This window comes from Undibacterium sp. Ren11W, assembly GCF_049340485.1.
Lineage (GTDB): Bacteria > Pseudomonadota > Gammaproteobacteria > Burkholderiales > Burkholderiaceae_D > Undibacterium.
In genome coordinates, this window is the sequence record NZ_JBMPPB010000004.1 from 1 (window position 1) to 20,769 (window position 20,769).

Here is a 20,769-nt window from a genome sequence, read left to right on the forward strand (position 1 = left end):
AGGCTGAAGTACATATTCGTCCTGATAAACTGGCCGCCTATAAGGCAGTCGCCTCAGTGATGGCATCGGCGCAGCGTTTGGGTGTGACCAAAATCGGTATGGTCGGCAATGAGCAGTTCTTGAAATAGACGCCGCGAGGCTTTCAGTCCAGTGCAAAACAAGTAGACTGGGAACAGCGAAAAACTGTGCGAAAACGCTGAATTTCTTTAGATACCACTTAAATACCTATTGACAACCACTAGAGTAAGCACCTACAGTGGCTTACTCGTATTTTGCAGTGTGCTTATGCAGCGTTGACAGTGATTCTTGAATGGAAAGCAGTGAATAAACAAGTTCAATCCCAATACCAATACCTGATAGGCGTCGATGGCGGCGGAACCGGTACCCGTACTCTCTTAAGCAATGCACTAGGCGTGGAACTGGGCCGAGGCAGCGCTGGTCCTTCTGGTCTGGCGCATGGCGCTGATCTGGCATGGTTGTCTATCCTTGCAGCCATCGCTGATGCCTTTGCCCAGGCAGGTATGACTACACCGCCTTTAAATCAAATCGCAATAGGCTGCGGCTTGGCCGGTGTGAATAATACCCAGTGGGCGGCAGATTTTACCGCAAAAAATCCTGGCCTGGCTGGATTGGCGATAGAAACCGATGCGGGAACCACTTTGCTGGGTGCGCATCAAGGCCAGCCCGGCGTCATTATTGCCTTGGGCACGGGCAGTGTGGGCGAGGTGATGCAGGCCGATGGAAGTCGCCGTGAAGTCGGCGGCTGGGGGTTTCCATCTAGCGATGAGGCCAGTGGTGCATGGTTGGGTTTGCGTGCGATTAATCATGTGCAGCATGTGCTGGATGGTCGTAGCGCACCGGATGCTTTGTCGGCAGCCTTAATCGCGTTTTGTGCGCTTGATAGTGCGCCGGGTGTTAGCCAAAAAGATGCTGTTTTTAATTGGTTAGCGCAAGCCAATCAAACCAGGTTTGCCCAGTTGGCACCAGTCTTAATACAACATGCAGGGCAGGTTGCTAAGGCCAGCGAGATCATGTTGGCAGCTGGTTTAGAAGTGGAAAAAATGGCGCTGGCACTGGACCCTAGTGCTGCAATGCCTATCGCTTTATGTGGCGGCTTGGCCGAACCTATGCGCGCCTATTTGCCGCTAAGTTTGCGGGCACGCGTGATCAAGCCGCAAGCAGATTCTGCAACAGGAGCGCTGATTTTAATCAAAAATCAGTTTTTGAACCGTCTTTCGGAAGCGTGAACATGCAGGCACATATCATAGATTTTAAACCGGATAGCGAAAGCTCTACACCCTTGTATCTGCAGTTGGCCAACAAGCTGGCAACCGGAATACATAGCGGTCTCTGGCAGCCGGATGAGGCTTTGCCGTCCGAGCGTTTATTGTCGGAAGCGCTGGATATCTCCCGCGTTACCGCAAGGAAGGCCATCGATATGTTGTGCGAGCGCGGTTTGCTCAATCGCAAACACGGCTCCGGCACTTACATCACTCCCAAGTTAGAGCAGCCCTTATCGCGCCTGACTAACTTCAGTGAAGAATTGCGCCAGCGTGGTTTTGTTCCTGGTTCGCAATGGCTATCCCGCGAGACCGGTGTGGCAGCGCCGGAAGAGATTTTGTCGCTGGGTTTGTCGCCACACACCGTGGTGTCGCGTTTGAAGCGTTTGCGTACCGCCGACAATGTGGTGATGGCGATAGAGAGCACCACCATACCGGCGCTGTATTTGCCGAATCCTAAATTGGTCACGGATAGTTTATATGGCTATCTGGAATCGAATCAATTCGCACCTAGCCGCGCCTTGCAGCATATCCGTGCGGTCAACGCCACGCCCGAGCAAGCCAAACTGGCTGGCATCAAACAAGGTGCGGCCATGCTGTTTATTACCCGTGTCGGTTACCTGCCTAACGGCACTGCGATTGAACTGACACATTCATATTGTCGCAGTGATTATTATGACTTTGTCGCGGAGTTGTTTCGATGAGCGCAGTAGCACAATTACAGCAATCTCAGCAATTGCACGGAAACGTCCTGACAGCCTCGGGATGGGTACAAGGCAATATAGAATTTTCGGAAAGAGTCCATGCTATTCATGGCGTGACTAGCGATCCTTCCTTGAATCAAGAGCATTACATCTTGCCTGGTTTCGTCGATCTGCATGTGCATGGCGCGGGCGGCAAAGATACCATGGATGCTGGCTTGGCGATTGGCACGATCGCGCGCAAACTGGCGCAGCACGGCACGACCAGCATGCTCGCTACCACCATGACGGCGCCGATGCCGGATCTGGAAGCGGCATTGCAAGCGCTGGCCACGGTATGCCAGCAACGCGCAGTGGGCTCATCGCGGGTATTAGGCGTGCATCTGGAAGGCCCCTACATCAATCCCGGCAAGCTCGGTGCTCAGCCAGATTTTGCGCTATCTGGCTCGCTAGAGCAGGTGCAAAAGCTGCATGCGATTGCGCCGATACGCTTAATTACGGTCGCCCCGGAAGTCAATGGACATCTTGATCTGGTGCGTGAGCTGACCGCTATGGGCATGCGCGTGCAGCTCGGTCATACTCTGGGCACGTACGACGATGGCGTGGCTGCCATGGCCAATGGTGCCAGCGGGTTTACCCATTTATATAATGCCATGTCGCGCCTCGATCATCGCGCCCCCGGCATGGTTGGTGCCGCCTTGGCGCATGCTGAGTTTTCTGAAATTATTCCCGATTTATTGCACGTACATCCGGGCGCGATCAAAGTTGCGATGCGGGCTATTCCTAAGCTGTATTGCGTGACCGACTCGACCGCGGCTTCCGGTATGCCGGATGGTGAGTACATGCTGGGTCGTCAGGTGGTACATAAGTGTTTGGGCGGTGTACGTCTGGCCGACGGCACTCTGGCTGGCAGCACCTTGACTATGGATCAGGCCTTGCGCAATCTGGTGAGTATAGGTCTGGATATTGCCGACGCCTCGAAACGCGTCTCTACCTATGCCGCCGACTTTTTAGGTCTGAGCGAGCGTGGTCGCCTGCAAGCCAATACGTATGCCGATATGGTAGTGCTGGACCGTGCACTCAATCTGATTGCCGTTTATATAGAAGGAGAAAAAATTGACCTCGAAAATGCTTAAGGAAGCCTGTTCTTCCGCCGAGTTTGTCGCTCAACAATTAACTCAGGATAAAGAGCGTTACGTCGCGCTTGGCCAGCACCTGCGTGATCATCCGCCTAGCTCGGTCTTGACAGTGGCGCGCGGCAGTTCGGATCACGCGGCCAACTATGCGGCCTATCTGATTATGGCGCGTCTGGGGCGTATCGTCGCTTCTTTGCCTATGTCCTTGGTGACCTTGAATAAAGCGCCTTTGCACGCCAAAGATGCGTTGGCGATTGCGATTTCGCAGTCCGGCCAAAGCCCAGATGTGGTCGAGCCTATCCGTTATTTCCGCGAAGGCGGCGCCACCACGGTCGCGCTGGTGAATGATGCGGCTTCGCCTTTGGGCCAAATCGCCGAGTGGACCATGCCTTTGCACGCAGGCCCTGAATTGTCGGTGGCCGCGACTAAGAGTTTCATTACTTCACTGGTGGCCGGTGCACGTCTGGCCGCTAACTGGCAAAACGATGCCGAGTTTCTTAACGCGATCGAACAATTGCCAGAAGCCCTCGATGCCGCTACTCAACTCGATTGGTCGAATGCGCTTGAAGTGTTAGCGCCAGCATCGCGCATCATGGTAGTCGGTCGTGGTATCAGCTTCCCGGTAGCGCTGGAGTCGGCGCTGAAGTTTAAAGAAACCTCAGCGATACAGGCCGAAGCTTTTAGTGGCGCCGAGATCAAACACGGCCCTATGGCTCTGATCGATGATGGGTATCCTTTGCTAATTTTCGCTACCCGTGGTGCGACCCAGGCTGGCTTGATTAGTCTGGCCGCAGAGATGCGTGGACGCGGTGCGAACGTTTTGCTGGCAGCGCCTAGTGATGTGGCGGAACGCAACCTGACTTTGCCAACCGCTGCGACGCCAGATTTGGACCCTATCGCTGCAATCCAGGCATTCTATGTGATGGCGGCGAATCTGTCGATCGCCCGTGGATTGAATCCGGATACGCCACGTCATTTGAATAAAGTGACCAAAACACATTAGGTTTTTTTGTACGCTTAAATTGCATACTCCCCTTAGTATATTTTTATTGCGCACGATACATATGCGCAATCACATGATTTGAATATATTTTAAGGGGAGTATATTCTTTTGCGAAAAAAGTAATGGTAATTTAAGGGTGATAGTGAGCAGTGTTTGCGCTGATTTTTGCGTCAAACTTTACGCTAGTTCCCCCCAAAATTTTGCTCCAAACCGGATGAGCCTTCATGCCTAGTAAGATTCTTTTTTTTCGCGCTTTGGGCCGTATTTTGCTGGCATGTATGCTGCAAATGCTAAGCCCGTCGTATGCAATGGCGACCGAAAAAATCGAATTCTGGACCATGAGTCTCAAGCCCAAGTTCATTCCGTATTTTCTCGATTTAGTCAAAAAGTACGAGACGCAAAACCCTGGCGTCCAAATAGTCTGGGTGGATTTTCCCTGGGAAATTTTGCAGCTCAAACTGATCACCGCGATTGCCGCCGGGACTCCGCCAGCGCTGGTTAATCTGAGCGTGCCATGGGCCGAAGAGTTGGCGCGCGATGGTTTGCTCGAACCAGTCGAGGCGCTGATGAGTCAGCCGCCGATCTACACCAAGGGCGCGCTGGCTGACCTGAGTTTTAACGGACATATCTACGGTTTTCCGCATTACAGCAACGTCAATGTGATTGCCTACAATAAGACTATCCTGGCTGCTGCCGGCATCAGTGCGGCACCGCGGAGCATGGACGAGTTACTGGCCTACGCCAGACAAATCGCCGCCAAGACCGGCAAGGCCGGCTATGCCCCGGCGCTGGGCAAGATCGACGGTTTCATGATGCAGCAAGGTCTGGATTTGATCAAAGACGGCAAGGCGATTTTTAATTCGCCGGCGCATGTGGCACTGGTCAAGAAACTGGCGGCGACCTATGCGGCGAACGGTTTTCTGAAAGATAAATTGTTTGCCGAAGATAATTTCCCCGCTGTGGTAGATGCCTATCTGGGCGGGCGACTCGGTATGATGGTCAGTGCTCCTACCGCCTTACGCAGGATACAGAGTGACTCGAAAGAGATGTATGCCATCACCGATATTTTTGCGGCACCGATAGGCCCGACCGGTATCGCCGACGGTGGCTGGATGTTTCACTTTGCCGTGCCTAAGGGCGTAGCTAAACAGTCTTTGCCAGCAGTGGCCAAGTTCGCGCAGTTTTTGACGAACGATGAAAATCAATTAGAGTTCGCTAAAAATGCCAACGTCATGCCCAGCACAATTAAGGCTTTGGCAAATCCGTATTTTCTGGGCTTGCCCTTACAAGCTGCTGCCGCCGAAAAAGCGCAAGCAGTCGCCGCCAGATCCATGAATAATTCGCGCAGTCTGTATGTGGCGGGCATAGAAGATTACGACGAATTGCGCCGTTTTTTGGTGAAGGCGGTCGAAGCTGGCGTGACCGGTAAGGCCGATATACAGCAAGCGCTGGATGAAGCGGCGGCGATCTGGAATCGCAAATTGGCGAAGGTGGCGCGATGAATCAACTCATCAATTTTAGTCGCCGCCATGGCTTGCTGGCGTATCTGTTTTTAGCGCCTGCCTTGCTCTTGCTGGTCTTGTTCTCGTTTTGGCCGGTGCTGTTCGGCGCTTACCTGACCCTGACTGATTTTAGTCTGGTGCGCCCTACGCATTGGGTAGGGCTAGATAATTATCGCTATATCTTCAATAACGATATGTTTCTCACAGGTCTGAAAAATTCTGTGCTGTTTTTACTCATCGTTCCCTGCATACAGCTAGGCGCGATCAGCCTGGCTGTGCTGGTGAATACCCAATTACCGGGGATTAAGTTTTTTCGCGCCGCTTACTATGTGCCGGTGGTAACTACGGTGTCGGTGGTGGGCATTATGTGGGGCTTCATGTTTCATGAGCAGGGCACACTCAATTACATCCTGCTGCAGCTGCACCTGATCAATTCGCCTCTAGGCTGGCTGTCGGATGATGCGATTGCCTTGTTCGCTATCATGTTCGTCTCTTTATGGCGCGGTCTGGGTTGGTATATGGTGATGTATCTGGCTGCTTTGCAATCCATTCCCGCTGAGATGCAGGAGGCGGCTATTTTAGATGGCGCCAATCTGTGGCAACGCTTCTGGAAAATTACTGTGCCTATGCTATTCCCCACCATTATGGTGTGTACCATTATGTCGGTACTGGCAGCCTTGAAGGCGTATCAGGAAGTCGATGTCTTAACCCAAGGCGGGCCGATGAATTCTACCTTCACGGCGCTGTACTACGCCTATGAGCAAGGCTTAAAACATCTAAAATTGCCACGTGGTCTGGCCGCCAGTTTCGTGGTGTCGCTAGGCTGCATAGGGATAGCCTTGCTGTGTCTGCGTTACTTAAAACCGCGCCATCGTTAAGCGAATAGTCAATGACCATGAAAACATTCTCTTATCGCCGCTTGTCGCGCATGCTTTTTCAATACGCCATTTTGCTGGCACTGGCGGCCTTGTGCGTGTTCCCGTTCTGGTGGACTTTGGTAGTGGCGGTCTCGACTCAGGGCAATATCTTTGCGTTTCCGCCTAGCTTTCTGCCGCAAGCAATATCCTTGGATAATTTTATAGAGGTGTTTCGGGTCATCCCTATGCTCGCTTTCTATAAAAATTCTTTATTGATCACCATTGCTACCGTGTGCTGGAAACTACTGCTGTGTTCGCTGGCGGCCTATCCTTTATCGCGCATGCGCTTTAGCGGTAGTAAGCTGGTGTTCGGCTTGATATTGGCGACCATGATTTTGCCATCCGAAGTCAATTTTTTGGTCAACTTCATTACTATGACCAAGATCGGTCTAGTGAATACCTATACCGGTGTGATCTTGCCTAATCTGGTCACGGCGGTGTCAATACTCTTACTCAAACAAGCTTTCGATGAGGTGCCGCAAGACCTGATCGATGCTGCCCGCGTTGACGGGGCCAACGAGTTGCGCATCTTCTGGAACATCGTCTTGCCTTTGATACGGCCCTGGTTGGCCACGGTCGCTATCTTGACTGCGGTGGAGGCCTGGAATGACTATATCTGGCCATCGCTCGTGATCAGCAAACCGGAAGACTTCCCCTTGTCGGCGGGCATACTTTATCTGCGTGGTACTTACGGCAGCAGCACCCGCGTGATTGCCGCCGGCACTATCTTGACGGTTGCTCCTATCCTGGTTGCCTTTTTATTTACCCAAAGATTTTTTATGCGCGGCATGGATGGCGCAGTGAAATGATCAACACCAATACGATGAATACTATGAAACTTACGAAGGATGTCGCCATGAATGCCAAACAAATCGCCGGTCAATTGATCATGATACGCATGCCCGGTACCGAGCTGACTGCCGAGATGGCGACTTTTTTGCGCGAACATCATATCCGCGCGGTCTGCCTGTTTCGGCAAAACATGCTCAACGCTGAGCAACTAGGTAAATTCACTGCGGACCTGCGTGCCGTGATGGGGCCAGAGTCTCTGATTGCGATTGATCAGGAAGGTGGCGCCGTGGTGCGCGCTACCTGGGTGCCGCAACCCCCGGCGGCGATGTCGCTTGGTGCCAGCGATAGTGTGGCGCTGTGCCGTGAAGTCGGGGCAGCGGTGGCGCGTGCGGTGAAGTCTCTGGGCTTTAACTGGAACTTCGCGCCGGTGCTGGATTTAAACAATAACGTCGATAATCCTGTTATTTCTGAGCGTTCATTTGGCTCAGATCCGCAACGCGCAGCGGCGCTGGCGTTTGCCTGGATGGACGGTAGTTTATCGGAAGGTGTGGCCTGTTGCGTTAAACATTTCCCCGGGCATGGCGATACCAATGTCGATTCACATAGAGATTTGCCGACGGTGGATAAATCGCGCGCCGAGCTCGATCTGTTGGAGCTGGCGCCATTTCAGATGGCGGCAGCACGCAGCCAGGGTTATGCGCCTGCCATGATGACGGCGCATATCGTGTATCCGCAATTGGATGCCGAAAATCCGGCCACCATGTCGAAAAAAATCCTCACCGGTATCTTGCGTGAAGAATGGAATTATCAGGGCGTGGTAATCACCGACGGCATGGACATGCATGCGATTGCCGGTCGTTACGGTGTCGGCAATGCCGCAGTGCGGGCGCTGGTGGCGGGTGCCGATATGGTGATGGCATTGGGTAATACCGAGACGCAATTAGAAACCCTGGCGGCATTGACCGCCGCGATCGAAGAGGGGCAAATCGAAGCGGCAGAACTACAACAAAGATTGGCACGCATGGCAAAACTGGCGCAAGACTATCCATGTCAGCAAACCGTGTATGCAACAGAGACCGAGACGATCGATACCGCCTTGATGCAAACTGCATGGCAACGCGGCCTGACTACCCATCTGGCAGCCGAGGCACCGGCACCTGGCAGTAAAGTGCGGCTGGTGATCAGTGCCGATGTAGTTAGTGATGGCGTTTCTGAAGCTGGTGTGCGCGCCGAAAAAGTCGCTGCCATGCTGGCCACGGTGTACGACGTCGTCGTGACTACTTTTAGCGATGATAGTCAATTCGACTGGGCTAGTTTGCCCGATGACGGACGCTTCGTGATACTCGCTTCTACCATACGTCTGCGTTACAGCGCACATGCCTGCAATACCTGGAAGCCGGATCTGCATCTGGTGTTATGGAATCCATTTCAGACTCTGGATATCGCCGCGCCAGCCCTGATTACTTATGGTTCGGCCACGCCCGCATTGCAGGCCGCCGCCGCCTGGTTTGCCGGTGAAGTGAGTGCCAACGGTAAGATGCCAGTGACGACTTTTTATTCTTAAGTTAGCCATCCTTATCAAGGAGCCTGCATGTCAGCGGTAAAGCTTAGTAATATCTGCAAAGAATATGCTGATGGTAACAGGGTCATTCACGGCATAGACTTGGCAATCCATGACGGTGAATTCATGGTCTTTGTGGGCCCCTCTGGTTGTGGCAAGTCAACGCTGCTGCGCATGATCGCGGGTCTAGAGCAAATAAGCTCTGGCCAGCTTTTTATCGGCGAGCAACTGGCCAACGATATTGCGCCAGCCAAGCGTGGCCTGGCCATGGTGTTTCAGTCGTATGCGCTGTATCCGCATATGTCGGTGTACGAGAATATGGCGTTTAGCCTGAGAATGGCCAAACTTAAGACCAGTGAGATTGAGCAAGCGGTGCAGCAAGCCGCGACGATTTTACAGATAGACCATTTACTGCAACGTAAGCCCAAGGATCTGTCGGGTGGCCAGCGTCAACGGGTGGCGATAGGGCGAGCCATCGTACGTAAGCCGCAGCTATTTTTGTTTGACGAACCGCTCTCGAATCTGGACGCCAGCTTGCGTGTGCAAATGCGCATAGAGCTGAGTCGTCTGCATCAAGAATTAAAAACCACCATGATCTATGTCACGCACGATCAGGTTGAGGCCATGACTTTGGGACAGCGCATTGCGGTGTTTAATGGCGGCCGTATCGAGCAAGTCGGCGCGCCTCTGGAACTGTATGAGGCGCCGGCCAATTTGTTTGTGGCCGGTTTTTTGGGCGCACCAAAAATGAATTTGCTTAAGGCCAGGGTAGTGCAGATTCGCCAGCAGGATGTGACTGTGCAGCTAGCTGATGGCAGCGAGCTTGTGGTGGCAGTCGATGGCCAGTCTTTAGCGATCGCTGCTGAGGTGACGCTGGGCTGTCGCGCCGAGCATCTGACGCTGGTCACAGCTGAGTCTGGTGTGCCAAATAGCCTAAAGCTTGAGGTAAATTTTGTCGAGTATCTGGGCGATGCTGCCATCGTCTACGCCAAGCTGGAAAACGAGCCCAGCGTCGTGGCCATTAAGTTGCCTATGGAATCGGCAGGCGTCAAGGCGGGCGCAACGATACAAGTGCAATTGCCGGCAAGGCGCTGCCATTTGTTTGATGCCAGCGGCAAGGCTAGTCCGCGTATTTAAGTTAGCTCACTAAGTAGGATAGAGTAGGCTGGGATATATCCCAGCCTACAGCTAATTCACTATCAGGCTTCGGCAGTATTGCCGCTCACGGCTTGCACGGGTTTTTGCGGTGTTTTAATCACCAGCAAACGTGACATTAAGAGCACGGGTATGGCTGAAATCAACACCCAGATGAAAAAATTCTTATACCCCAAAGACATCTGTATCGATCCGCTAATCATCTTCGGTACGACCAGGCCGAGTTGCATGACGCCGGTGGCCAGCGCATAGTGGGCGGTCTGATATTTGCCGACCGCGATCACTTGCATCATGAATAAAATCAGGCCGACAAAACCGAAACCATAACCAAACATCTCAAAACTCAGCGCGGTGGCAACAATGGCGAGATTCTCAGGCAAGCTGGTACTGAGGAAGAAGAACACCAGATTGGGCACGTTCATCGCCAGTATCAACCAGGGCAGGGCGCGTTTTAAACCCAGCCAGGAGGCGAAGTAGCCACCCAAAACACTGCCGCCGAGGAAGGCGATGGTGCCTGCGGTACCGTAGACGATGCCAACTTCGGCAGTGCTCAGACCCAGACCACCCAGGTTTTTGGCTTCACGTAAAAATAGCGGACCTATGGTTTGGATTTGTCCTTCACCGACTCTAAACAACAAGATGAAGAGTATTGCCAGCCAGATTCCGGGTTTTTGGAAGAAGGTGATGATCACATCTTTTAAAGTGAGAAACACACTGCGCATGGAAGCATCGGTATTGGTGTTTCTAGTGCCTGGCAAGGCCCAGCTATGGTAAAGCGCCAAGGCGATCATCATGCTGCCTAAAATACCGAAGATGACGGCCCAGGCTTGTGCCGGCGGCATACTTTTTTCCAGATGTCCGGCCAATACCACCAGACCACCTAGTGAGATAAATTTACCAGCATTAAAAAACGCACCCTGCCAACCGGCATAGGCAGCTTGTTGTTTATTGCTCAGGCTAGCGATATACAGGCCATCGGCCGCAATATCGTGGGTGGCTGCGGCGATCGCAACTAGACCTAGCAAGGCGATGCTGATGGCAAAGTACATAGGTAGTTGTAAAGAGAGGGCGACTAAGCCAAGGCAAACTCCGCCTATCAATTGAAACATCACGACCAGGAATTTTTTGCTACTGGCCGCTTCCAGAAACGGACTCCACAGAGACTTAAATACCCAGGCAAACGTGATTAAACCAGTCCAGTACGCAATCTCGTCATTGGCCACGCCCATGCTTTTATACATTAGGCTCGCCACCAGTGCTACCGCGTAAAACGGCAAACCTTCGGCCAGATATAGCGTTGGAACCCAGCGCATAGGGTGGCGTGGGGCTGTGTTTTCAGTTGTCATGAAGGTCTCTTTATTGGTTCTTGTTCGTTATCTGGCTGCGCCGCTCGTCGTCATGTACGAACTTCAGTTCCTACTTAGATAGGAGTGAAATTTTTCCTGATAATGATGGTCCTTACTCTTGCTCGTAGCGCGCAGCCTACAACATACTAGCCCAATTATTGTTGGTCAACTGGTTTTGTCTTTTTAATGCCACTTAAATGCCAGTAAATTTGGAATTTGCTGGAAATACTAAAGCTTGGCTATCATTTTTTTTAGATAAATCGCTTAGAATACTCTGCAATTTCGCCGCTCTTTCATTTTGCGCGGGCTTGTCGCGTTCGTTCTGCAAAACATGATGCCTCTTGATTTTTTCTAAGTGGTATTGGTGTCGTGAGCCAATAGGCCACCTCTTTTTATGTTGGAAATAATCTGGCGATGCAGAATTGGTATTGGCCCTTTCTATTTTTTTAATTTTAGCTACAAGGTAGTGCATGAAAAATCCGCTTCGACTCTCTTCCATTGATGCGCTGCGCGGTCTGACCGTGGCTGCTATGTTATTGGTAAACAATGCAGGAGACTGGGATCATGTGTATGCCTGGTTAGAGCACGCCGAGTGGAATGGCTGCACGCCGGCCGATTTTATCTTTCCCTTTTTTCTCTTTATCGTCGGCGTTTCTTTGCATTTGGCGCTAGCTCCCAAGCTCGAGCGCAACACTGATCTGGTCGAATTGAGTCGCAGCGTGGTCGGGCGCGGTTTGCGGATTTTTGCCTTGGGTTTAGCCTTGCATTTGATCGCTTACTGGCTGATAGAGGGTCGTCAATTTCGACTGATGGGCGTATTGCAAAGAATCGGTATCTGCTTCGCCATCGTCGGCATGATTGTGATTCATGTGCGCAGCGTGAAGATCCAATGGCTGATCATTGCCGCTATTTTAATTGGCTATGGCACTCTCTTGTTGGCTAGCGGCTCGCTGCAGCCAGATCTGAATCTGGTGGATAAAATCGATAGCCTGCTGCTAGGAAAATTGGCCTACAGTTTTAATCCGATGACGGGCTTGGCGCACGAACCGGAAGGCCTGTTGTCGACCTTGCCAAGTATCGCCACCGTATTACTCGGTCTACAGGCTGGCCGCTGGCTACGCAATGGTCAGGCTAAATATTTGTGGCAGGCTGGACTGTTAGCCCTGCTGGCCGGATATCTAAGTGCTTATTTGATACCGCTGAATAAGCAATTGTGGACGCCTTCCTTTGTCTTGTGGACCGCCGGCTTCGCCTATTTGTGCATGAGTGTCGCGCACGTGCTGATCGATATGCGTGGCATGCCAGCAGTGGGACGTAGTTTTGGGATTAACGCGATCGCCGCTTACGCCGGATCTTGGGTGGCGACCTGTGTATTGGCCGCTGGCGGATGGGCCGAGCCTGTTTATCGTACGCTGTTTGCCAGTCCCTTGGCTGCCCATTTCGGTCCGGAGTTTGCTTCCTTTGCTTACGCTGCCGCGTTTACCGGCGTGTTTGCACTCTTGATGTGGCTGTTTAAGCTGCGCGGCTGGCGCATCACTGTTTAGCAGTCTCAAAAAATTTTTGGCATGCCGCCAGCGCGCATATTCCATGCGGGTTTGCCGGCATGCCAGCCTGAAACCCGCATGGAATATGCGCCTTAGCCTAGTTGTTTTTTTACTTCGGTAGTGGCTCAAACGCAGTTCCGGGATGGCGGCTTGGCGCGTTTATGCTGCAAACTGCGCTCAAATTCCAGAGGCTTGCTGATTTTTCATGCTGCTATAGAGAGCAAGACTTGTTATGATGCTTGTTTTCTCTCCTACCTATACCCATTCGCTATGTTCGATTTCCTCGCTAAGTTACTGTTTCGTCGTCCTCGCAGCCTTAAAAATGAGCCAGCCGCCAAAATAGCGGCACAAAGCGCCAACGCTATCGTCGCTCAGCAGCAAGCAGAAACTAAAAAACACCAGTTGGAGCAAGCGCGTGCAGCGAGCTTGGCCAAGATGACTAATCTCGATGGCAATGAAGCGGCGGCGATAGAACTCTTGCTGGCCTGTGATTTCGCTGACGGACGTTTGCAAGCAGCGCAGCATGTGCACAGCCAGGCGGGTCTGGAGCAAGTTAGAGCGGCCATGCTTAAGAGCGATAAACGGGTGGTTAAATTAATGCAGAGTCGTCTTGACGTGATCGCGCAAGCTGGCAAGCAAGAGCAATTGGCACAGCTATGCCTGGAAGAAGCGAGTCATTTGGTACAGCTGCCGCATTTGATCGCCAATCAGGTCAGCGACTTGGATAAGCGTCAGGCCGCAGTGCAGTTTCCAGCCCATTTGTTGACTCAGTTTAGCTCTTTGCGTCAGCAGTTAGAGTCAAAATTACTCGCGCAAACGGCGCTGCAGCGCCGCGTGCTCGATCTCCTCGCCCAACTAAATCAGGCTGGGCAAAGTCAAGCGGTGACCGAGCAAGCCGATGCCGTTGTTGATAGTTCAGATGAGGAAATGCGTCTGGCGGCATGGCAGCAAGAGTTGGACCAATGCCAGCAGAAGACCGAGGCAGCGTCTTTGCCTAAAAATATTTTGGCGGATGCTGTCAGCAAACTGCAAACGCTGCAATCTGCTTGGAAATCACGTCAGCAAGCGCTGCAAGCGGCGCAGCAAAAAGAGCAGCAAAAACAGGAAAAATTTCAGCAGAACCGGATTGCAGCGGAGCTAAGCGCCGCCAGCGCAGCAACTGAGAATAATCCCGAGCCGAGTGCAACGGCCGCAGCTGCTTTGGAGGTCGAGCCGCAGGCGGCTGAGGCAGAGCGCAAGGCAGCAAGACGCGAAGCTAAGGATCATAAGGATAAACCTGCATCCACGTTAAGTAAGGCTCAGATAGTCGCCGCAATCGAGGCTTTGACTGAAGCTTTGGCTCTAGGCAGTATACAAACGGCGCGTAAACTCGACAGAGAACTGCGTGGCGTCGATGCCAAACATGCCGGTCTCAGTGCGGAGCAAAAAGATCAATTGTTCGAGGCCCGTAGCGAATTGGTGTATCTGCAAGGCTGGGCCAAGTGGGGCGGTGATGTCTCCAGAGATGAGCTGATCAAGACGCTCGATGAAATGCCGGCCTTAGAGTTGGGGCCAAACGAGTTGGCCAAAAAAGTTGCGACCTTGCGTGAGCGTTGGAAAGAAATGGAAGCCAGTAGTGGTGCCGCCAGTAAAGAACTTTGGGAGCGTTTTGATGCTGCCTGTCATCTGGCCTACGCGCCCGCTGCGCTGCATTTTCAGCAACAGGCGGAACAACGTAAAGCCAATCTGGATCTGGCTGAGGCTGCATTGAGTACGCTCCAGAGCAACGCAGCCGAACTTCTGCAGGGCGTGCCCGATTGGAAAAAAATGGCGAATTTTTGCATGCAGTCGCAACAGGATTGGAAGAAGCTCGGTCATGTTGATCGCAAACATAAAGGCCGCTTGGATGCTGCATTTGATGGCTGCGTGCAGGGTGTGCAACAGGCTCTGGATCAACGCAGAGCCGAAGAAGTGCTGGCGCGCGAAGGCCTGATTGCCGAAGTATTGGCGCTCGATCCTATGCAGCGCAGTACTACTGATCAGCTGAAAGCTTTGCAACAACGTTGGCAGGCGCAGGCTGCGGCCGTGCCTTTGCGACGTAAAGACGAGCAAGTGCTGTGGGATAAATATCGTGCCGCTTGCGATGCTCTGTTCGCGCAGCGCAAACAAGCCTCAGGCGAGGCCGATGCGCAACGCAAAGAAAATCTGGCAAGCAAATTGGCACTGTGTGAAGTGCTGGAGCAGGCTGGCGTCAAGTTGGATGGTAATGAGTCAAACATCAAGCAATTGTTGCAGCAAACTGCGGCCGACTGGAGAAACGCAGGACCAGTGCCCAGAGCTGATGAGGAGGCTTTGGAGCAGCGCTATCAGCAAGCTCTGGCGAGTCTGAAACAACATAGCCAGACACTACAGGATCAGCAAAAACAGCTCAGTCATCAACTCAATGTGAAGAAATTATCGCTATGCCAGCAAGCTGAACAATTGCTAGTGCTGACGCCGCAGGATGCGCGCATCGGCACCGAGTTGAGTACTCTGCAAAGCGCTTGGGACTCTTTGCAAGCGGCAGTCGGCGGCGGCAACGCCAAGTTGTCGGCAAAGCTAAACGCGATATTGCAGACCCGCTTTCAGAATGCGATTGCGGCGCTCACTGCGGGTGATACTTCCTTTGCCGCTGCCTTAAAAAATAACGCCAGCGAGTTCGATGCCAGCCTGCTCCAGCTAGAAATACTTTTCGGTATCGATAGTCCGGCAGAATTGGCGCGTGAGCGTTTGCAAATGCAGGTAGAGGTCTTGCAAAATTCTTTAAAACGCGGCTCAGAACAAGATGCTGCCAGTATCCTTAGCTATCGCCTCTTGAGTTTGCCGGTATTGACATCGACCGCAAACGCGCAGCGTCTGGAAGAAATTCTGGCTGCCAGTGCGGTGTTGTAAGAGCTCGTGTTCACGCAGGCCTATCCATAAAAATTTGCAGGAGTCGCGAGCATGAAGCTTTACGGTTATTTCAGAAGTTCGGCCTCATATCGGGTTCGTATCGCCTTAAACCTCAAAGGCTTAGCCTATGACAGCGAGGCTGTGCATTTGGTGAAAAACGGCGGCGAACAATTGTCAGCCAGTTTTCGCACGCTCAACCCCGAGGCCTTGGTACCAGCTCTGGTTGATGAACATGAGGGCGTTGAGCTAGCGCTCAGCCAGTCGCTGGCCATCATGGAATATCTGGAAGAGAAGTATCCTGCATCCGCTTTACTACCGAAAAATCTAGCTGACAGGGCGCATGTACGGGCGCTGGCACTGGCGATTGCATGTGATGTTCATCCCCTGAGTAATTTGCGTGTTTTGAAATATTTAACCGGAACTTTGGGGATCAGCGAAGAGCAAAAAAACACCTGGTATCAGCATTGGTGCATGACTGGACTGAGTGCTTTGGAAACAAAAATCGCGGCTGATCCACGTAGCGGAAAATTTTGTTATGGCGATACACCGACGCTGGCTGATTGCTGCCTGGTGCCGCAGATTTACAATGCACAAAGATTCAAATGTGATTTATCGACAACGCCGCAATTGATGCGTATCCATCAAAATTGTATGGAGTTGCAGGCATTTATTCTGGCGGCACCAGGCAATCAAGCGGATGCCGAGTAAGCGCAAAACTGCGTAAGCTAGGCTGTGCACGGTAGGTGTGAAAAAAAGGGATGGCGCTTTTGCCATCCCTTTTTTACATGTAAAAATAAGCTCGACTCTGGTGCCGAGTTAATTCGCTAAGCCTGGATTGGAACTGGTGCCGGTGAGCGTGTCGTTGAGGACGGAAATCAGCACTGAACGGGTGAGTTTAGATTTGGTAGTGTAGCCATCGATGGCAAATTCGCTGTTGACATGTTGTTCTGGCGCATAGCCAGGCTGGCCTGTACGTAAAATAATCCGCAGATCTTCACGTGCCAGCTCATTGCGTATCACACCGACTAATTTTAAACCTGCATCCACAGTTTCCATGACGACGTCGAGTAAAATCAGCGCCACATCAGGATTGCTTAGCAAAACCTGATGCGCTTCTTTTGCTGAATAAGCATGCGAAAATTCTAATGGCCGGTCATGGATACGCACGCCCGCCAATGCGAGTAAGGTCGTATCGTGCACACTACTATCGTCATCCGCAATCAGGATTTTCCATGGTTCTTGCAGTTTTGCTTGCGTATCTTGTGCACTCTCTTCGTCTAGAAAATCGATGGTGTCATCATCATTTTCGGAAGTCGCACAATTAGAAATGTCGCTGTCGGCCTGATACTGAAATTGGTGTGACGTGCTTGTGCCAAAACGTCCATGCACAAATTGCAGGACATTCGTACGTCCGGACAAACTGGGCGTGTTACTGTAGCTTGCTTGCTTCATCAGTGCTCTCCCGTTTGTGTAATTATCGCGCTCTTGAATTTCATCTTATGTGAACCGATGCTGATAATCAAGAACTGACCAGGTCTAATTGTTAATTAATGAAAAAATTACAGCCGGGTAAGTTTTACGAAATCATAATACCTAGTTGATATATTACAATACTTAGGTCCGGCTGTTCAACTAAAGTTACAGAGTGATTGAATAGTAAGCACTCAATTCATGCTCAATTTGAGACGCATATGACTTTTTATTTGTCTTTAAGTTTGGTAGCTGGCAGCGTTTTTATTGTGCTGCTATTGCTGCTTATTGCTTACTTTTACAGCCGTAGGTTGGCATCGTGCGCCGCACGTCATCTCAATCGCTCTACGCACGCTACGCATTCGGTATCAGAACAAACTCATAACTTGTTAAATCAGCCAGAACAATTGCGCGGGCTCTTGAATTTGATGGGCAGTGGCATGCTCGTTGCTAACCGCGCTTCAGAAATTGTTTTTGCCAATCCGGTCGCCTTAAACATACTTGGTCTGAATGCCGCGCAACTACCTCAGTTATATGATGCGCAGCAGACGCAATTTTTCACCGAAGACGGCAGGCCGATTGGGCATGCCGATGCCTGCCTGTGGCGCAGTTTTAGCAGTGGATTGTCGCAGCGCGATAAGGTTCTCGGGATAAGCGTGTCAGGTGCGCCAATTAAATATCTGTTGTTCGAGACCGAGCCGGTTTTCTCAGAACGAATTCCTGGGCAGGTCGAGCATGTAATCGTCACCATACGCGATATCACCAGTGCCAAAAGGGCCGAGAAAAATCTGCGGGAACGTGAAGCGATACTGGCACGGGTATTTCAATTGGTACCTGCGACCCTGACCATCACGCGTATGAGTGATGGTCACTATATCGATGTCAATCGCAATTGGGAGCCCTTATCTGGATTTACGCGCGAAGAGGCATTGGGGCGTAATTCTGGTGAATTAAATATTTGGGGATTACCTGAACAAAGAACAAAAATGGTGGAGCAAGTAAAGCAATTTGGAGAAGTGCATAACATGATTATCGCCTTTCGCCATAAGCAAGGCCATATCTTTCAGTGTCGAGTGTCTGGTTCTAAATTTGAAGCTGGTGATGGTGCTTACCTGCTGCTGTCGGTACAAAATATCGATCAGGAAATCGCCACAGAAAAAGCCAAAGTACAGGCCGAAAATTTATTGCGCGAGAGTGAGGAAAAATATTCGAACATTGTGCAGCTCTCGCCAATTCCACTTGGCCTGATAAGAATGCAGGACTCGTGCGTAGTCGAACTTAACGATAGTTGGGTTACACAATTTGGATATAGTCGCGAGGAAGCGGTAGGGCGCACCGCCTTAGAAATAAATTTTTGGCACGATTTACAAGAGCGTCAAAACCTCATGCAAAAAATGCGAGAAAACGGTTTGGTCGATCGTTTTGAGGCGCATATCCGTAGCAAAGCAGGCGAGATTTTGATCTGTCTGATTTCGGCCAGAAGCTTTGTCATGAAGGGGGAAGACCTGTTTATTTTCTGCATTCAAGACGTCACAAGACAATACCAGGTAGAAAAAGAAATTCGCGACATGACTTTGCAATTAGAGGACAGGGTCATGCAGCGCACCGTAAAGCTTGAACAAGCAAATCAAGAACTCGCCAACGCGATGGAGTCGCTCAAATACACGCAGGATGAGCTGATACGCTCGGAGAAAATGGCGGCTTTGGGCGCGCTGGTCGCGGGTGTTGCGCATGAGCTCAATACGCCAATAGGTAATAGCGTCACTGTCGCCAGTACACTACAAGATAATACGCGTGAATTGTTGAGCGAAATCGCAGCAGGAAAACTACGCAGATCAATGCTGGAGGAATACCTCAATCATGCCGCTGCCGGTACCGAAATACTGATGCGCTCATTAGGCTCAGCGCGAGATTTAATCGGCAGCTTTAAACAAGTAGCGGTTGATCAAGCCAGTAGCCAGCGCCGGAAATTCGATTTAAAGACTCTGCTGGAAGAAATAGTCTCGACCTTGTCGCCCATGTATAAAAAAGGACCGTATACCCTGGTGATGGAGCTTAGTCCGAACATACAAATGGATAGCTTTCCCGGGCCCTTGGGACAGATACTCGCCAATTTTTTGACCAATGCGCTGACGCATGGCTTTGACGGACGCGAGCATGGCGAGATGCGGCTTACCACCAAACTCTTGAATCAGGAACAGCTTGAGTTAGTGTTCTCTGATAATGGCGTAGGGATCAGCGAGGCCGATCAAAAACGCGTGTTTGATCCATTTTTTACCACTAAACTAGGTCAGGGCGGTTCAGGCCTGGGTATGAATATCGTCTACAACATTACGACCGGCGTGCTGGGTGGCACCATTCGTCTCGATAGCGAGCCTGGTCGCGGCACCCGCATCGTGCTGGTATTGCCGGTCACAGCTCCAGAAATAGACGCGGACGGGACTGCTTGATAATCGGTTAGCGTAGACAAATCAAATTTGTTTGATGGTTTGTTTTTGAATTGCTACGCTGAGTTGTCGTTTTTGTTCTGGATCTCTTAATATGTCTCAACCACACCGCAAGCGGTAAAGACTTACTGATCGAAAAATTCGGCGCTGCGTTCATTTTTGACTCAGACTGGAATTCCTTAGTGTAAGCGCTGTTTCCAGATGATGCGGTGTCGTGGCGGGGTAAAAAAAATGTAAAATACGCGCTTTAGCTTCTGCACCATTCCCACCATGAGTAAATTATCTTTTGATCGCATCCTACAATCGCAAGGTTTCGGCACACGTAAATATTGCCGAGAACTAATTGATGATGGCGAAGTCAGCGTCAACGGCGAAGTGCTCAAATCTTACAAAACAGCCGTTGAAACCACAGATCTGACTTTTACTATCTTTGATGAAGAATGGGAATATCACGAGCATCTGTACATCGTTCTGAATAAACCTGCCAATTTTGAATGCTCACGCAAGCCCAGTCATCATCCCGGTGTCTTGACCTTACTGCCGGAGCAATTTAGTTGGCGCGATGTGCAGCCGGTAGGTCGCCTGGATCACGATACCACCGGCATGTTGCTGATGTCGGACGATGGTCCCTTTATCCATGCGCAATCCTCACCCAAACGCCATATTCCGAAAATCTATGTAGCGACTACCGCCGAGCCCATCACCGATGAATTGGTGCAGACTTTGTTGGCTGGCGTGAAATTGCATGATGAACCAGAACCGCTTGCTGCTAAAATTTGCCGTCGCCTGGGTGAAAATCAATTAGAAATCATCCTGGAGCAAGGTAAGTATCATCAGGTCAAACGCATGCTGGCCGCTGCTGGTAACCATTGCGCGGCGTTGAGCCGTACCGCAATCGGCCAACTCAGATTGGAGTCGCTAGGCTTGGAAGAGGGCGAGTGGTGCTATCTAACACCTCAGCATATGGCCTTATTGGTGCCAGACGGACAATAATATTTTTCATCT

At 51.3% G+C, this 20,769-nt stretch carries 18 protein-coding genes; 15 read left to right on the plus strand and 3 right to left on the minus strand.

All coding sequences use genetic code 11. The features are described from left to right. From ACO0K8_RS10645 to ACO0K8_RS10690, 10 genes are all read left to right on the plus strand, one after another. The coding region (locus ACO0K8_RS10645) for an ExbD/TolR family protein (RefSeq protein WP_422946967.1) at positions 1–128 on the plus strand (128 nt) is incomplete at its 5' end. A gap of 192 nt (positions 129–320) precedes the next feature. Then, the gene (locus tag ACO0K8_RS10650) at positions 321–1,247 is read left to right on the plus strand and encodes a BadF/BadG/BcrA/BcrD ATPase family protein (RefSeq protein WP_422946639.1); all 927 of its coding nucleotides are present in this window, start codon (positions 321–323) and stop codon (positions 1,245–1,247) included. A 2-nt stretch (positions 1,248–1,249) separates the two neighbouring features. Continuing rightward, the gene (locus tag ACO0K8_RS10655; protein ID WP_422946640.1) at positions 1,250–1,984 is read left to right on the plus strand and encodes a GntR family transcriptional regulator; all 735 of its coding nucleotides are present in this window, start codon (positions 1,250–1,252) and stop codon (positions 1,982–1,984) included. Beyond that, the gene (gene nagA / locus ACO0K8_RS10660) at positions 1,981–3,117 is read left to right on the plus strand and encodes an N-acetylglucosamine-6-phosphate deacetylase (RefSeq protein WP_422946641.1); all 1,137 of its coding nucleotides are present in this window, start codon (positions 1,981–1,983) and stop codon (positions 3,115–3,117) included. Before ACO0K8_RS10655 ends, nagA begins: the two co-directional genes overlap by 4 nt. After that, positions 3,110–4,120: an SIS domain-containing protein gene (locus ACO0K8_RS10665; RefSeq protein ID WP_422946968.1), complete on the plus strand. Its 1,011-nt coding sequence runs from the start codon at positions 3,110–3,112 to the stop codon at positions 4,118–4,120. Before nagA ends, ACO0K8_RS10665 begins: the two co-directional genes overlap by 8 nt. Positions 4,121–4,344: 224 nt before the next feature. Further along, positions 4,345–5,622 carry an ABC transporter substrate-binding protein gene (locus ACO0K8_RS10670; protein WP_422946642.1) on the plus strand — a complete coding sequence of 426 codons (1,278 nt, stop codon included), beginning with the start codon at positions 4,345–4,347 and terminating at the stop codon, positions 5,620–5,622. Beyond that, positions 5,619–6,500 (plus strand): carbohydrate ABC transporter permease, encoded by an 882-nt coding sequence (locus ACO0K8_RS10675; RefSeq protein WP_422946643.1) that lies wholly within the window; start codon positions 5,619–5,621, stop codon positions 6,498–6,500. Before ACO0K8_RS10670 ends, ACO0K8_RS10675 begins: the two co-directional genes overlap by 4 nt. A 17-nt stretch (positions 6,501–6,517) precedes the next feature. After that, positions 6,518–7,348, plus strand: coding sequence for a carbohydrate ABC transporter permease (locus ACO0K8_RS10680; RefSeq protein ID WP_422946644.1), 831 nt, complete (start codon positions 6,518–6,520; stop codon positions 7,346–7,348). Positions 7,349–7,371: 23 nt separating this feature from the next. Then, positions 7,372–8,895, plus strand: coding sequence for a beta-N-acetylhexosaminidase (gene nagZ / locus ACO0K8_RS10685; RefSeq protein WP_422946645.1), 1,524 nt, complete (start codon positions 7,372–7,374; stop codon positions 8,893–8,895). Positions 8,896–8,922: 27 nt separating this feature from the next. Beyond that, complete coding sequence (locus ACO0K8_RS10690; protein WP_422946646.1) at positions 8,923–10,029, plus strand: ABC transporter ATP-binding protein; 1,107 nt, start codon at positions 8,923–8,925, stop codon at positions 10,027–10,029. 62 nt (positions 10,030–10,091) lie between these two features. On the opposite strand, the gene ACO0K8_RS10695 is transcribed toward ACO0K8_RS10690, so the two are convergent. Next, positions 10,092–11,393, minus strand: coding sequence for an MFS transporter (locus ACO0K8_RS10695; RefSeq protein ID WP_422946647.1), 1,302 nt, complete (start codon positions 11,391–11,393; stop codon positions 10,092–10,094). 193 nt (positions 11,394–11,586) lie between these two features. Beyond that, complete coding sequence (locus ACO0K8_RS10700) at positions 11,587–11,865, minus strand: hypothetical protein (RefSeq protein WP_422946648.1); 279 nt, start codon at positions 11,863–11,865, stop codon at positions 11,587–11,589. On the opposite strand from ACO0K8_RS10700, the gene ACO0K8_RS10705 reads away from it, so the two are divergent. The 3 genes from ACO0K8_RS10705 to maiA all read left to right on the plus strand — a co-directional run bounded on the left by ACO0K8_RS10705 (position 11,864) and on the right by maiA (position 16,555). After that, positions 11,864–12,937, plus strand: coding sequence for an acyltransferase family protein (locus tag ACO0K8_RS10705; protein ID WP_422946649.1), 1,074 nt, complete (start codon positions 11,864–11,866; stop codon positions 12,935–12,937). The two genes, ACO0K8_RS10700 and ACO0K8_RS10705, sit on opposite strands and share 2 nt — an antisense overlap. A gap of 270 nt (positions 12,938–13,207) precedes the next feature. Continuing rightward, on the plus strand, positions 13,208–15,847 hold the full coding sequence (locus ACO0K8_RS10710; RefSeq protein WP_422946650.1) for a DUF349 domain-containing protein: 2,640 nt from the start codon (positions 13,208–13,210) through the stop codon (positions 15,845–15,847). Positions 15,848–15,898: 51 nt separating this feature from the next. After that, positions 15,899–16,555, plus strand: a complete 657-nt coding sequence (gene maiA, locus ACO0K8_RS10715) for a maleylacetoacetate isomerase (RefSeq protein WP_422946651.1) — start codon at positions 15,899–15,901, stop codon at positions 16,553–16,555. Positions 16,556–16,663: 108 nt separating this feature from the next. Here the strand turns inward: maiA and ACO0K8_RS10720 are convergent, their stop codons facing one another. Continuing rightward, a complete protein-coding gene (locus tag ACO0K8_RS10720; RefSeq protein WP_422946652.1) occupies positions 16,664–17,299 on the minus strand; it encodes a hypothetical protein in 636 nt (211 codons plus the stop codon). A gap of 404 nt (positions 17,300–17,703) precedes the next feature. Between ACO0K8_RS10720 and ACO0K8_RS10725 the strand changes: the two genes are divergently transcribed. Together ACO0K8_RS10725 and ACO0K8_RS10730 are read left to right on the plus strand one after the other, a co-directional pair. Beyond that, positions 17,704–19,767 (plus strand): PAS domain S-box protein, encoded by a 2,064-nt coding sequence (locus ACO0K8_RS10725; RefSeq protein WP_422946653.1) that lies wholly within the window; start codon positions 17,704–17,706, stop codon positions 19,765–19,767. Between the two features lie 267 nt (positions 19,768–20,034). Next, complete coding sequence (locus tag ACO0K8_RS10730; RefSeq protein ID WP_422946654.1) at positions 20,035–20,757, plus strand: pseudouridine synthase; 723 nt, start codon at positions 20,035–20,037, stop codon at positions 20,755–20,757. Positions 20,758–20,769 lie beyond the last annotated feature (12 nt).